General features: G+C 55.3%; 13 protein-coding genes. 7 read left to right on the forward strand and 6 right to left on the reverse strand.

Annotated elements, in window-relative coordinates; translation table 11 throughout:
• Together Q4G72_RS00170 and htpG are read right to left on the reverse strand one after the other, a co-directional pair.
• Positions 1 to 942 (reverse strand): toxin-antitoxin system YwqK family antitoxin, encoded by a 942-nt coding sequence (locus Q4G72_RS00170; RefSeq protein ID WP_303309414.1) that lies wholly within the window; start codon positions 940 to 942, stop codon positions 1 to 3.
• 132 nt (positions 943 to 1,074) lie between these two features.
• Positions 1,075 to 2,907: a molecular chaperone HtpG gene (gene htpG / locus Q4G72_RS00175; RefSeq protein ID WP_303309415.1), complete on the reverse strand. Its 1,833-nt coding sequence runs from the start codon at positions 2,905 to 2,907 to the stop codon at positions 1,075 to 1,077.
• 199 nt (positions 2,908 to 3,106) lie between these two features.
• On the opposite strand from htpG, the gene Q4G72_RS00180 reads away from it, so the two are divergent.
• The gene (locus Q4G72_RS00180; protein ID WP_303309416.1) at positions 3,107 to 3,394 is read left to right on the forward strand and encodes a YidH family protein; all 288 of its coding nucleotides are present in this window, start codon (positions 3,107 to 3,109) and stop codon (positions 3,392 to 3,394) included.
• Between the two features lie 162 nt (positions 3,395 to 3,556).
• Here the strand turns inward: Q4G72_RS00180 and Q4G72_RS00185 are convergent, their stop codons facing one another.
• Positions 3,557 to 4,018, reverse strand: a complete 462-nt coding sequence (locus Q4G72_RS00185) for a hypothetical protein (RefSeq protein ID WP_303309417.1) — start codon at positions 4,016 to 4,018, stop codon at positions 3,557 to 3,559.
• 472 nt (positions 4,019 to 4,490) lie between these two features.
• On the opposite strand from Q4G72_RS00185, the gene Q4G72_RS00190 reads away from it, so the two are divergent.
• From Q4G72_RS00190 to Q4G72_RS00215, 6 genes are all read left to right on the forward strand, one after another.
• Positions 4,491 to 4,805 carry a hypothetical protein gene (locus tag Q4G72_RS00190; protein WP_303309418.1) on the forward strand — a complete coding sequence of 105 codons (315 nt, stop codon included), beginning with the start codon at positions 4,491 to 4,493 and terminating at the stop codon, positions 4,803 to 4,805.
• A gap of 151 nt (positions 4,806 to 4,956) precedes the next feature.
• Positions 4,957 to 7,380, forward strand: a complete 2,424-nt coding sequence (locus tag Q4G72_RS00195) for a TonB-dependent receptor (RefSeq protein WP_303309419.1) — start codon at positions 4,957 to 4,959, stop codon at positions 7,378 to 7,380.
• Between the two features lie 99 nt (positions 7,381 to 7,479).
• The gene (locus tag Q4G72_RS00200; protein WP_303309420.1) at positions 7,480 to 8,421 is read left to right on the forward strand and encodes a cation diffusion facilitator family transporter; all 942 of its coding nucleotides are present in this window, start codon (positions 7,480 to 7,482) and stop codon (positions 8,419 to 8,421) included.
• Between the two features lie 146 nt (positions 8,422 to 8,567).
• Entirely contained in the window at positions 8,568 to 9,812 is a 1,245-nt protein-coding gene (locus tag Q4G72_RS00205) for an MFS transporter (RefSeq protein ID WP_303309421.1), read from the forward strand.
• 100 nt (positions 9,813 to 9,912) lie between these two features.
• Positions 9,913 to 10,362: a DUF6526 family protein gene (locus tag Q4G72_RS00210; RefSeq protein WP_303309422.1), complete on the forward strand. Its 450-nt coding sequence runs from the start codon at positions 9,913 to 9,915 to the stop codon at positions 10,360 to 10,362.
• 62 nt (positions 10,363 to 10,424) lie between these two features.
• On the forward strand, positions 10,425 to 10,727 hold the full coding sequence (locus tag Q4G72_RS00215) for a DUF4286 family protein (RefSeq protein WP_303309423.1): 303 nt from the start codon (positions 10,425 to 10,427) through the stop codon (positions 10,725 to 10,727).
• 83 nt (positions 10,728 to 10,810) lie between these two features.
• Here the strand turns inward: Q4G72_RS00215 and Q4G72_RS00220 are convergent, their stop codons facing one another.
• The 3 genes from Q4G72_RS00220 to Q4G72_RS00230 all read right to left on the reverse strand — a co-directional run bounded on the left by Q4G72_RS00220 (position 10,811) and on the right by Q4G72_RS00230 (position 13,980).
• Entirely contained in the window at positions 10,811 to 11,314 is a 504-nt protein-coding gene (locus Q4G72_RS00220) for a GNAT family N-acetyltransferase (RefSeq protein WP_303309424.1), read from the reverse strand.
• Between the two features lie 107 nt (positions 11,315 to 11,421).
• On the reverse strand, positions 11,422 to 11,658 hold the full coding sequence (locus Q4G72_RS00225; protein WP_303309425.1) for a hypothetical protein: 237 nt from the start codon (positions 11,656 to 11,658) through the stop codon (positions 11,422 to 11,424).
• A gap of 96 nt (positions 11,659 to 11,754) precedes the next feature.
• Complete coding sequence (locus tag Q4G72_RS00230) at positions 11,755 to 13,980, reverse strand: prolyl oligopeptidase family serine peptidase (RefSeq protein ID WP_303309426.1); 2,226 nt, start codon at positions 13,978 to 13,980, stop codon at positions 11,755 to 11,757.
• Positions 13,981 to 14,055: the final 75 nt, after the last annotated feature.

Below are 14,055 nucleotides of genomic sequence, written 5' to 3' on the forward strand. Positions count from 1 at the left end.
CTAGTTTTTGGCTCCGGGCCTTGATAAGTCAGGCTGGCCGCGCTTATCCAGTTTATCCTTCTCATAAATCAGCACTGCGTTGCGGTTGTACTCTCTTAAAAGTTCCGGCTGTGTTATTTCAGGGTCGTAGCCCGTTTCGCCGTACTGGTAGACATAGCGGCGGCGGTTGCGGAAGCCCCAGTACTTACTCCACTCTCCTACCTTCTTGCCGTTCTCAAACTGACCATCCCAGTCGCGCTGGCCGTTTTCCAGGAAGCGCACATAGTCCCCTTCCAGTTTGCCGTTTTCATAGGGTACTACTTCCTTGACGTGCTTCTGCTCCCCATCATAATAAGTGATAACCGCATCACGCGGGAAACCCATTTCGTAGTGGGTTTTGCTAAGCAGAATATTCTCTTTGTTATACTTTTCCCAGCGTAGGTGGCGTGTGCCCACCGCGTAAAAGCCGGTTTCTACTACTTTGCCACCCTGCAGTTTTTTGTAGGGACCATGCAATACTTTGTCGTTAGCGGGGTCCAGCTCGCCGGAGGCTTTAAATATTTTGCCTTTGCGCTGATTAAAGTAGTAGCGCGCCGGAGCGTAGGCGTTGGGCTGCTGAAAGTTTTTCAGGTAGTAGAAAATCTCGATTACCTGGTTTTTGCCTTTAGGGCCTGATTTCGTGTAGCCCTTCTTAATAGGTTCACCCAGAAAGACGTTCTTTTTCTTTTTGGGCTTGCGCTGGCTGGCTTTCTCCTGCTCCTTAGCTTTTTTTTCCTGCTCCTTGGTGAGGGCCGCCCGGGCCAGCAACGACGGTGCTTTGGTAGTGTCGCTGGAAGTTGTGAGCGTATCGAGGCCGGCGGCCATTGCAGGCTGCTCGGGTTTGCTGGAGAAGGAAACGGTTTTAGGTGAGCAGGCCGCTACCAGCAGCAGTACCACCCCTACCCACGAACGGAACGGACGCATCAGAAGAACAGACAGGATACGGAGCATCGAACGTAAATATAGCCGGATTTGGTGCCCTTGCCAGAAAGCAAAAAACCCTGACCAGCGCCATAGAGCCAGTCAGGGTTACGTATTTTGCCTAAGCAGTTGGGCTTATTCAGCCGCCAGCAGCTCGGCGCTACGCTTTACAAAAGCCGTCAGGGCTTCGCCTTTCAGCATGCCTTGGGCCAGCAATGCCAGATCGAAGGCCTGGCGGGCCAGACGGCTGGCATCCTCCTCCGATGACTTCAGCACGCGCTGAGCCACGGCATTATTGGCGTTTACACTTACGGTGTAGGAGTCGGGCAGGGAGCCGAACATTTGCATACCGCCGCCGCCGCCGGTGCGCTGCATGTCCTTCATGCGGCGCATGAATTCAGGCAGCGTAATGATAACGGGGGCATCCTGCGGCGACAGAGCTTCTACCTGCACGTGCATGTGCTCGTTGTTGATGGCCTTGGCAAACACCTCCTGTAGCTTGGTTTTCTCGTCGTCGCTAAGGACACTTTCCGTGGTTTCGGCCTTCTCAATCAGCTTGCCGATGGTATCGGCGTCCACGCGCTTGAAAGTGGTTTTCTCCAGCTTCTGCTCCAGCTGACCGATGAAGTGCGAGTCGAGGGGCCCATTGAGTTCCAGCACGTCGTAGCCGCGGTCCTGGGCAGCTTCCACAAAGCTGTGCTGGGCCTCGGCATCAGTGGTGTAGAGCACCACCGTCTGCTCGTTCTTGTCTTTCTGGTTGGCCTGGATGAACTCCTGGTACTCGGGCAGAGTAAAGAACTTGCCGGCTACGTTCTGTACCAGCGCAAAGTCCTTGGCCTTCTCGTAGAACTTCTCATCCGAGAGCATGCCGTACTTCACGAACAGCCCAATATCCGACCACTTCTCCTCAAAGCCTGCGCGGTCCTTGCGGAACAGCTCGGCCAGCTTGTCGGCTACCTTCTTGGTGATGTAGGTGTTGATTTTGCGCACCGCCGCGTCGGCCTGCAGGAAAGAGCGGGACACGTTCAGCGGGATGTCCGGTGAGTCAATCACCCCGTGCAGCAGCATCAGGAACTCGGGCACCACGTCCTTCACCTCATCGGTAATGAACACCTGCCGCGAGTAGAGCTGGATTTTGTTGCGCTGGAACTGCAGCTCGTCCTTCACCTTGGGGAAATACAGAATACCCGTCAGGTTGAAGGGATAGTCCACGTTCAGGTGAATCCAGAACAGCGGCGCTTCCGAGAAAGGATACAGCTCCTGGTAGAACTTGGTGTAGTCCTCGTCGGTCAGCTCCGAGGGCTGCTTGGTCCAGATAGGGGCAGTCTGGTTGATAATCTGGCCCTCGAACTCAATCGGAATCGGCAGGAACTTGCAGTACTTGGTGAGGATGGTGCGCAGGCGGGCCGGCTCCAGGAACTCGTCGGAGTCTTCGGCTATGTGCAGCACCACATCGGTGCCCCGGTCGGCCTTGTCGGTGGTTTCCAGGCTGAACTCAGTGCTGCCGTCGCACACCCAGTGGGCGGCTTCGGTGCCTTCCTTGTAGCTCTTGGAGAAGATTTCCACCTCCTTGGCTACCATGAAGGCGGAGTAGAAGCCCAGACCGAACTGACCAATAATCTGGTCTTTGGCCGAGGCGTCTTTCTCCTTATACTTCTCCACAAACTCGGTGGCGCCGGAGAAGGCAATCTGGTTGATATACTTCTTGATTTCCTCGCCCGTCATGCCCAGGCCCCGGTCGGAGATGGTGATGGTGCGTTTTTCCTTATCCAGGCTCACCTTCACGGTCAGGTCGCCCAGCTCGCCTTTGAACTCGCCGAGCTGCGCCAGACTCTTCAGCTTCTGGGAGGCATCCACGGCATTGGACGTCAGCTCCCGCAGGAAGATTTCGTGGTCGGAGTACAGGAATTTCTTGATGATGGGGAAGATATTCTCGGTGTGAATCGAGATGCTACCTTTCTCTTGCATAACGCTTTGGCAAAGGGTGAAAACTAAAAACCGGACGAAACGCCAGTTCCCAAAGGAGCTGAAGCTGTCGGGCACCGCGCTTCAAACCTCGTTCCACGCCCCCGGACGCTGTCAGATTGGCATTCTTAAACCTCGACCGGGCCTCTTTGCGTATGTAATCCTGCCTCTCCGCTCTATCCACCGTACTGCCTCTTTTCGTATGGCACCCTTTCGTACTACCGTTTCCCGTCGTGATTTTCGTGAGCTAATGGCCCTGGAACGCACACACATGGCTAATGAGCGCACTATGCTGGCCTACGTACGCACCGCCATGACGCTGGTGGTAGCCGGGTTTTCCCTGATTCAGTTTTTCCGGGACAACTTCTTTGTTTGGGTGGGGGTAACGCTGGTGCCTATTGGGGTGGGCGTGGTGGTAGCTGGTTGGCTGCGCTACCGGCAAAAAACCGCGCATATGAGCCAGGACGCCGAAGCCGATTCTCCGGAGTAATCAGGCAAGATATTAACAGTAAATACTATAACTTTTTATATAGAATATACCGAAAAGTCAGACAATTTATCTGCCTTTCGTTTAGTACTATTACCCGCTAAAACAGCAGCCCAACCACATATGCGGCTGGGCCGGGTAAAATTCCTAAGGAAAAAGAAGCAGCTAGGCTACCTGTTTGCGGGCGCCGATGCTTACCTGCCACTGGTGCTCCAGCATTTCGGCTTCGCCGGGACTATGCGCGAGCCAGTCCAGAGCAGCCGGTGCACAGCTAAAAAACTGTATCAGGCCACAATCATACTGATGAGCTTCATGCAGGGCGCTTTCCAGCACCAGTTGGTTATGCAGGCTATCTGGCAGAATAAGAGCCAGGTGATGCACGGCCGTGTTCAGGCCGAACTCCGGTAGCCACTCTTCGCTGAGCCATGCCTGCTCCTGCGGCCCTAAGGGAGGCAGACCACGCGTATCCGCCATCCAGCGCTGCACATCATAGTGCAGCGTGATAAACAATAACTCCTGGAAAGCCTCCTGAAAACGGGACAGACTAAGTGCCCCCTGCCACTGCCAACGCAGTAACTTTAGCGGCTCATGGTACTGCAAATACAGCGACTTTCGGGTAAATATCATCCTAACAACACGTTACTTCTCACCACACTGATAGGGCAAAAGTACGTTTCGCTATTAGGACTAGAACATGAATTCGTCGAAAATATATTAAGTATAAATCAATAGAATTATTCTACTATTTAAAAACATGGATAGCACAACTGTTTACACAAAAAGTGCATCCTGGACTTCAGCTGTTAGAGCAGTAGGTCGTAGCCGAAGTATAAGCTGGCGAAGCAGAAGGCGGGTAATTCGTTTCATGGACTCTGGGGTATAGATTAGGAGACAACACAAAACTACATACCCAGTATTACCAGCAGATGATGAGGGTGTTATGATTTGGTAATTGATATAAGGCAACTCCCTTGCTTCAAATTCGTCCTTCACTTTCTCCGTACTGTCGGAAAGTCAGTATGTTTGATTTGTTGTGAGGTTTCTGATAGACGTACGCTCCTCTCGTTCCTGGCTGGCCCTTTGGCTTTTGCTCTGCTTTTTGCGCGTATTACTGCCTGATAGCTGGCTTCTGGCGCTGCATACCCACCAACATACCCAGAAAGAAGTATCCTTTGCGGCCCAAAAACCAGGCTCCCGCTCTAAAGCCGTGCTGACCACCAAACATCAGCACTGCCCTATTGATCAATTCTATTCAGCGGCATTTCAGCCGGCCTCTCCCCTGAAATTACCGCAGCCGGTGGTAGCCTATGGCACCAGCCAGCTGGCAATATGGGTGCTGCAGCGGCCTGTTAGCCGCATTATTAGTGTACAACTGCGGGGCCCGCCTACTATGGCCTCCTGTCTTCTTTCCTAAGAACCCGCTCAGCGGGCCACAAGCAGGTGCCGTAAAAGCGGTACTACCCTTCTGCTGGCCTGTGCGGATACGGCAGGCGTTTTCCTAAAAGCCTGTGCTCCCAGGCTTCCCTCTTTTTCTTTTCCTGATTTTATTTTTTCGTCCATTCTATATGGCCCGAATTCTTCTTTTACTGTGCTGCTTTATTTGGAGCAGCGCAGTCACGGCCCAGGTAAAGCCCACTATGCCCCCCATGACGGGCCGGGTAATTGACCAGCGCACCCAGGAGCCCCTGCCCGGCGCCACCGTGCTTTTCCCAGATCTTAAACGGGGTACCAGCACGGCGGCAGATGGCACTTTTCGCTTCAACGAACTGCCCCGAGGGCGTTTTCTGATCCAGGTACGCTTTATCGGCTACAGTACGGTGGTACGCTCGGTAGAAACCGGAAGTGGCGCGCCCTTGGAAATTGCCCTTGTGCCGACGGATACTGAAATTGGGCAGGTAGTGGTTACGGGAGTATCGGTCAGCACGGAAATGCGCCGTTCCCCGGTCCCCACGTCCGTTATTGATCATACGCGCCTGAATCAGTCGGCTGCCAGCAATGCCGTGGACGCCATTGCCCATACGCCAGGCCTGTCACAGATTACCACTGGCGCGGCCATCAGCAAGCCTGTTATTCGCGGGTTGGGCGGCAACCGGGTCATTACTCTCAACAACGGCTCCAAGCAGGAAGGCCAGCAGTGGGGGGATGAGCACGGCATTGAAATAGATGAATATAGTATTGACCGGGCCGAGGTGATTAAAGGCCCCGGTAGCCTGCTTTATGGCTCCGATGGCATGGCCGGCGTAGTGAATTTTCTGGCTCCCGACCCCGTAGATGACGGCAAGGTGCTGCTGGAGGCCGCTGCTGGCTACCAGACTAATAACCATCAACAGGGTTATTCTTTAATGAATGCCGGCAACCGCCACGGCTTTAACTGGCTGGTGCGTGGTAGCCGCAAAGTGGCTGGCAACTATCAGAATCGTTATGATGGGCGCGTCTTCAACTCCGGGTTTCGGGAGTTGAATGGCAACGGCTACGTGGGGCTCAACAAAAGCTGGGGATATTCCCACCTCACGTTTAGCTCCTTTAATCAAAGGATTGGACTGGTAGAAGGCGACCGTGACCCTACAACGGGCCGTTTTGTGCGTCCCGGCTCAGGACCAGCGGATGAGCCTTATGTGACGGTGCCCGATGATGAGTTACGCGGCTACGCCATAACAGTACCTTATCAACGCATTAACCACTTGCGCTTGGGAAGCGAAAACAACCTGATTTTTGGGCAGCACCGGCTGACGCTTAATGTGGGCTGGCAGCAGAACCTGCGCCGGGAATATGGTGAGCTTGAAACACCCAACGACCCAGGCCTATACTTCCAGCTTCGCACCGTAGACTATGCTTTGCGCTACTTCCTGCCGGAGAAAAACGGCTGGAACACCACGGTAGGGCTGAGTGGTATGCGCCAGGAAAACATGAATAAGGGTATCGAATTCCTGATACCAGCCTACCGGCTGCTGGATGGCGGCGTGTTTGCCGTGACCAAGAAGTCGTTTGGGAAACTGGACCTGAGCGGCGGGTTGCGCTATGACTTGCGCCACATTACCGCGGACGCTTTATACCTGGGCGCGAATGAAGAGCCAGTGCCTGCCCCGGAAGGAGAGCAAAAATTTGCTGCCTTCACTTCCAACTTCCGCAACCTATCGGGCAGTGTGGGTGGAGCTTACAGTATCACGGAGAAACTGGTATTGAAAGCCAATGCCTCCCGTGGATTCCGGGCGCCCAACATTGCCGAGCTGGGTTCCAATGGCATACATGAAGGCACTATCCGCTACGAAATTGGGGACCCAACTCTGAAAGCCGAAACCAGCCTGCAGCTGGATGGCGGGATTAGCTTTGTATCTGACCACATAGGACTAACGGTGGATGCCTTTCGCAACCGCATCCAAAACTATGTTTTCCCCACCCGTCTGGCAGATTCTGTGGCCGTAACCGGCGACCCGGTGTTTCGCTACAACCAGGGAGATGCCCGCCTGGCCGGCGGCGAAATTACCCTGGACCTGCACCCTCACCCGCTGGACTGGCTGCACTTTGAGAACAGTTTTTCCATGGTACGGGCCGTGCAGCTTAATCAGCCGGATAGCCTGCGCTTTCTGCCCATGATTCCTGCCGACAGGCTGCAATCGGAGCTGCGCGTGAACTTCCGCAAGGTGGGCACCTCCCGGCTGGCCAACCTCTATGCCCGCCTGGGGATAGAATACACCTTCGCCCAAAACCGCTTTTTCTCCGCCTACGATACCGAAACCCGCACCCCTGGTTATACGCTTTTAAACGCGGGCCTCGGCTCTGATGTCCTGAATGCCAAGGGAAAAACGCTTTTCTCCTTGTATCTGACCGGCAATAACCTGTTGGATGTAGGCTACCAGAGCCACCTCAGCCGCCTGAAATATGCGGCATACAATGAGGCGAATGGGCGCACCGGCGTATTCAACCTGGGACGAAACCTAAGCATGAAGCTGATAGTACCGCTGGCGTGGTCCATGGCTACGAAGCAGTGAGTACTCAACTCCGGAAAAGGGAGGCATACAGCCAGATGGCGCGTAGCTTCGTTTACTGGTTGATTCCGTTCCTTTTCCATCTCCGTATTCCCTGGATATATGGTGCATGATCATCACGGCCACAGTCACGGTCATCAGCAAGGGCTGGCGGCTTCCATACAGCACGGGCGGGCGTTTGGCTGGGGCATTGCCCTAAATCTGACCTTTGTGGCGGCTGAAGCCGCGGGTGGCATATGGGCCAACTCATCCGCCCTGCTTTCTGATGCCGGCCACAACCTGAGTGATGTGCTTAGCCTGGCCCTGGCCTGGGGCGCCGCGTGGCTGGCCCGGCGACCTTCCTCAGCCCGCTTCACTTATGGCTTCAAAGGAGCTACCATTCAGGCGGCACTGGTAAATGCCGCTTTACTATATGTGGCGCTAGGTATTATTCTCTGGGATACTATAGAGCACCTGCGGCACCCGGCACCCGTGAATGGCCAACTGGTGATGTTGCTGGCGGGCCTGGGCATTATAGTGAATGGCTTCACAGCCTGGCTCTTCAGCCGCGGGCAGCACGGCGACGTGAACGTGCGCGGTGCTTACCTGCATATGCTGACGGATGCATTGGTATCGGTGGGCGTAGTAGTGGGCGGTGCGCTAGTGTATTGGACGGGCTGGCTCTGGCTCGACCCGGCCATCAGCTTTGTCATTCTGAGCGTGGTGGCTTTTGGCTCGTGGGGACTAATGCGCGAAACCCTGCAGCTCAGCCTGCAGGCCGTTCCGGTGAGCATCGACCTGGATGCACTGCAGCATTTTCTGCTGGCTCAGCCGGGCGTGCAGCAGGTGCATCATCTGCATGTGTGGCCCATCAGCACTCAGGAAACTGCCCTCACGGTACACCTGGTGCGGCCAGACTACCCGCACCACAATGCTTTTCTGCACCAGTTGCAGGCCGATTTACAGCAACATTTCAACATCGGCCACGCTACTATTCAGATTGAAGAAGCCTCCCCCGCCGCGTGCGCTTCTGATGTGTGCGACGTGCGGACAGGTACCTCTTAACCAATCTTTCGGACCTTTTACAAAAAGCCGCTTCCTTGCTGGAGCGGCTTTTTTGGTAGATGGCGGGCCGATTTGGAAAAATCTGCTTATCTCGATATGTCAAACCGTACTTTCCTCTCCTTCCTCCTCATCCCACCTTCTTTTTTGTGCAACTGACTTCGTCTGAAAAGCCCACCCAGCATGCCTCTTTGCTAAGTGCAGCCGTGGTAGTAGCGGCCCTGGGCTACTTTGTAGATATCTATGACCTGGTGCTGTTCAGTATTGTGCGGGTGCCCAGTCTGAAAGCGCTAGGTATTGCTGACGCCGCTATTCTGGACCAAGGAGTGCTGTTACTGAACATGCAAATGGCCGGCATGCTGGCGGGCGGTATTCTATGGGGTATTCTGGGCGATAAGCGCGGCCGCCTAACGGTGCTGTTCGGCTCCATTTTACTGTATTCCCTGGCCAACATTGCCAACGGATTTGTACAGGAGCTGTGGCAATATGCTGCCCTACGACTGATAGCGGGTATTGGTCTGGCCGGGGAGCTAGGCGCGGGCATTACGCTGGTAAGTGAGGTGCTACCTAAAGAGAAGCGCGGCTACGGCACCATGATTGTGGCCACGGTAGGCGTATCCGGGGCTATGCTGGCCTATTGGGTGGGTGAGCAGTTTGGCTGGCGCACGGCTTATTTTATTGGTGGCGGGCTGGGGCTGGCTTTGCTGGTACTGCGCGTGAGTGTATTTGAGTCGGGTATGTTTGAGCGGGCAGCAGCAGCGGCTCACATCCGTCGGGGCGACTTTCTGGGTTTGCTGATGAAACCTGAGCAGTTGCGCAAATATCTGAAGTGCATTCTAATGGGTATTCCACTGTGGTTTGTGGTAGGCATCCTTATCACCTTTGCGCCGGAGTTCGGCCGGGAGCTGGGCATCAGCGGCGAGGTTTCAGCGGGGAAAGGGATATTCTGGTGCTATTTTGGGCTGGTATTCGGCGACTTTCTGACCGGCTGGCTTTCCCAGCGCTGGCGTAGCCGCAACCGGGTCATGCTGCTGTTTCTGGGCCTGAGTGCAGTATTAATTGCCGTGTATCTGTTTGCGCTGCGGGGAGCTTCTCTCAGCACGGCCTATATCATATGCTTTGCGCTGGGGCTGGCCTCCGGCTACTGGGCGGTATTTGTAACCATAGCTGCCGAGCAGTTTGGCACCAATGTGCGCGCTACCGTGGCTACTACAGTTCCCAATTTTGTACGGGGTTCGGTAGTACCCATGACCCTGGCTTTTCAGGCGCTGAAGGGACCATTTACGCTGGTAGGTGCCGCCGCGGCGCTGGCAGCCCTGGTGCTGCTGGTAGCAGTATGGGCCGTGGCTACGCTGCCCGAGAGCTATGGTAAAGAGCTGGATTATTATGAATAAGCGGGGAGAATAGCCAGTAGGTAAACTTTCCGACCCAGAAACCAGTATCTCATTTTCGGCCCCGACCTGGAGTCAGCTTCGTCTCTTTTCCACCTTAGTCATGGCCCCCTCTCCTCCCCGGCGCACGGTTCGCTGGTACGTCCCCCATCACTTTATACTATTGCCGGCGGCGCTGGTTATGGCCTTCTATACCGGCCGGCGCTACACCGCCGTGGCCGGCACTGACAGCAACGATTCGCGGCTATGGTTTTCCATTGCCATGCTGGCTTTCCTGGTACTGGGGATGCTTTGGATGATGCGCCAGCATTATGCCCTTAAGCTGCAAGACCGTATCATTCGCCTGGAAATGCGGCAGCGCTATTTTGAAATCACTCGTGACAGTTTTCAGCCCCTGGAGCAGCAGCTTACTTTTAAGCAGATAGCTGCGTTGCGCTACGCCAACGATGCCGAGTTGCCCGGGCTGGTGCAGGCTGCCATCCGCGAGAAGCTTCCACCGGCCGCTATTAATGAGCGCATCAACCTGCTGCAGCCCGACAATATGCGGGTCTGAGAAATATATTTGCGGCCCGTTGGCCGCGCCGGCCCCGGCCAACCTATTTCATTTGCTTTCCCATGATTCTTTACAACGTCACCAGCAGCCTCGACCCGGAAATTGAAGAACTCTGGGTAGCATACATGCGCGATACCCATATGCCAGAGGTAATGGAAACCGGTTTCTTTCTAAAAAGCCAGCTCTGTCGTCTGCTTAATGAGGAAGACAATGGCATAACCTATGCCGCCCAGTACTACTGCGTGAGCTTAGAGCAGCTGGAAGAGTACCAGCAAGTAGCGGCCCCGGCCCTGCGCGCCGATATGGAAAAGCACTTTGGGGGCCGTTACGCCTCCTTCCGCACTATGCTGGAAGTGCTGGATTAAGCATCTTTTCGATTGAGCTAACTAACGCAAAGGCCCCTTCCTACTCAGAAGGGGCCTTTGCGTTTTAAGTTGACATTTTAGGCTTATCCACGCACCGCAGCCTCTACGGCCGGGTTGCAAACATACGCCTGTAGCTCTGCCGCCGACATATTGCCGTTGTGCCATTCCGGATCCAGATTGGCCCCGATGCGCTTATAGAAACCAATAGCCGGCTCATTCCACTCCAGCACCTGCCACTTCAGGCGGTGGGCGCCGGTGGTGCGGGCCTCCGCTACCACGGCATCAAACAGCAGCTTGCCCAGTCCGGTACCGCGGGCAGCTTCGGTTACCACCAGGTCCTCCAAGTACAGCATGCGGCCTTTCCAGGTAGAGTACGCCGTGTAGTAGAGCGCAATACCCAGAATACCGGCCTCCGGCGTTTCGGCCACGAAAAACCCGAAAATAGGCTGGGGGCCGAATCCGTCGCGACGCATATCCTCCAGCGTAGTGGTTACTTCGTGAGGGGCGCGTTCATATTCGGCCAGTTCCAGAATCAGCTCCCGCACGCGGGGCAGGTCGGCTTCGGTGCCGCGGCGAATGGTAGTCATAGTAAGAAATATAAAGAGGCACGCAAATTACGAGTTGGGCCGAAAAGCAATGAGCAACAGCTCCTGGGGGCCATTGCTCATTGCTTTGTATTCAGTACCCTGGAAAATCACATCTGGGGTTGCATCTTTTTGATGGCATTCGTGGCATTCACGGCGTTGATTTCCTCTTTCGCAGCGGCTTCAGCAGTAGCAGCTGAGTCCTGCCCAGTGGCAGCGGCGGGCAGCGGGGGCAGTGGGGAATCAACAACCTCATCGTTCTTCTGGAAGTCAGGGTTGCTGCACGACGACACCGTGAGCGTCAGGGAAGCGCCGGCCAGCAGACCGAGCAAGAGCGTTTTTTTCATTGGATAAGCCAGAAAATCAAGGCAGATTCGAGTTTGGGGCCGCAAGATACGAAGCCCGTCCGGAAAGCCCATAAATAGTAAGAAAGCAAGCCGGCGTTACTTTAGCGCGCGGCCATACGGGTTAAGACCCATGTTGTAGTACGCAAACGACCAGACATCGGTCCACTCGTCAATCAGCAGCTTGGTGCTCTTGCCCGCGCCGTGGCCGGCATTTACATCAATCCGGATCAGCTGGGGATTGGGCCCTGAATTCACTTCCTGCAGCGTAGCGGCAAACTTAAAGGAGTGCGCGGGCACTACCCGGTCGTCGTGGTCGGCAGTGGTAATGAGCGTGGCGGGGTAGTTTACGCCCGATTTTAGATTGTGCAGGGGGGAGAACTTGTACAGGTTCTGGAACTGTGCGTAGTTATCAGAAGAGCCATACTCCGGCACCCAGTTCCAGCCGATAGTGAACTTCTGGTAGCGCAGCATGTCCATCACACCTACGGCCGGGAAGGCCACGTGCGCTACCTCTGGGCGCTGCGTCATAATGGCTCCTACCAGCAGTCCACCATTAGAACCACCGGCAATGGCCAACTTCTCCGGGTTGGTGTAGTTTTGAATGGTGAGGTACTCGGCGGCCGCAATAAAGTCATCGAATACATTCTGCTTGTTGGGCGTCATGCCGGCCTGGTGCCAGGCCTCGCCGTACTCGCCGCCCCCGCGCAGGTTAGGAATGGCCAGCACGCCGCCATTCTCCAGCCACAGCATCCGAGTTACGCTAAAACCCGGCGTGAGCGACACGTTAAAACCGCCATAGGCGTAGAGGTACGTGGGGTTCTGCCCATCCAGCTTCAGCCCTTTCCGGTGCACAATGAACATCGGAATCTTTGTTTTGTCTTTGCTGGCGTAGAACACCTGCTGCACCACATAGTCATCGGGATTCACATCTACCTTGGGCTGGCGGAAGACGGTGCTCTGGCCGCTGGCTACATTATAGCGGTAAATGGTAGTGGGGTAGGCATACGAGGTGAAGGCGTAATACACCTCCTTATCCTGCCGGCGGCCATGAAAGCCGCTGGCGGTACCAATGGCCGGCAGGGTAATATCCCGCTGAAACTCGCCTTTTTCCGAGTAGGCTTTCACCAGACTGCTGGCATCGTGCAGGTAAGAGGCAATCAGCTGGCCACCTACCTGGGCTACTTCCTCCAGCTTATCAGCGGTTTGCGGCAGCACGTCTTTCCAGTTGGCTTCCTGGGGCTTTTCGGGGTCTATGAGAACCAGCCGGAAGCGGGGCGCTTTGTAGTTGGTGAGCACCAGCAGCTTGCCGTCAATATTGCCTACCACGGAGTTGTTATACTCGTAGGTGCTGCCCACAGCCGTGAATTTGCTGGCCTGTTTCGCAGCTTTCAGGTCGCGCACCAGCAGACGGTTGCCGTCAGCTTTGCCATCGGTCAGGTAAACTACCAGGAACCGCTCATCATCGGTGGTACCGGCGTAGCGGAAGCCCAGGGGCATGGTTTTGTCCTCGTACACCAGCTTGTCGGCGCTTTGGTCAGTGCCCAGGCGGTGGTAGTATACTTTGTGGAATTCGTTTTTGCCGGAAAGCTTGTTTTCCCCCGGTTTGGGGGCATCGTAGCGGCTGTAGTAAAAACCGTTTTTGTCCCAGGCCGCGCCGGATACTTTTACCCACTGCAGCTCGTCTTTCAGCGGCTGGCGGGTTTTCAGGTCCATCACCTTCAGCTGCTGCCAGTCGGAGCCACCGCCGGAAGTGGCGTAGGCCATATAGCGGTGGTCGTTGGAGAAGTAGGTTCCGGCCAGCGCCGTAGTACCATCCGCGGAGAATTTGTTGGGGTCGAGCAGGACTTCTTCCTTGTCCTCCCCTACCTTCTGCACATACAGTACGGCCTGGTTTTGCAGGCCGTCGTTTTTCTGAAAATACAGGTATTCCCCTTCCTGTTGCGGAATACCGTACCGCTCGTAGTTCCAGATCTGGGTGAGCCGCTCCCGGATTTTATCCCGGAACGGAATCTTGTTCAGATACCCGAAGGTGAGCTTGTTTTCCGCCGTTACCCACTCCTTGGTTTCCGGGGAATCCGGATCTTCCAGCCACCGGTACGCATCCGTAATGGACGTGCCGTGGTAGTCATCGGTCTGATTGCTTTTGCGAGGAGTAGGATAAACAAGTTTCTGGCGCGAAACCGGAGAGCTGGTAGTGGTAGACACGGCAGTTGTGGAAGAAGTAGTGTTGGCAGTGCCAGTAGTACCCTGGCTGAGCGGCCGAGACGGGCTACAGGCAGCTAGGGTGGTTAACGTAAGCAGGCAAAGCGTACAAACTTTCATAGCGGGAACTAAGAGTTAGGGCAATGGGGAGATACCCGGAAGATGGGAGGCCACTAAGGTAGTAGCTGGTGCGCA

Origin of the sequence: Hymenobacter sp. BT730 (assembly GCF_030542105.1) — a bacterium.
Classification (GTDB): domain Bacteria; phylum Bacteroidota; class Bacteroidia; order Cytophagales; family Hymenobacteraceae; genus Hymenobacter.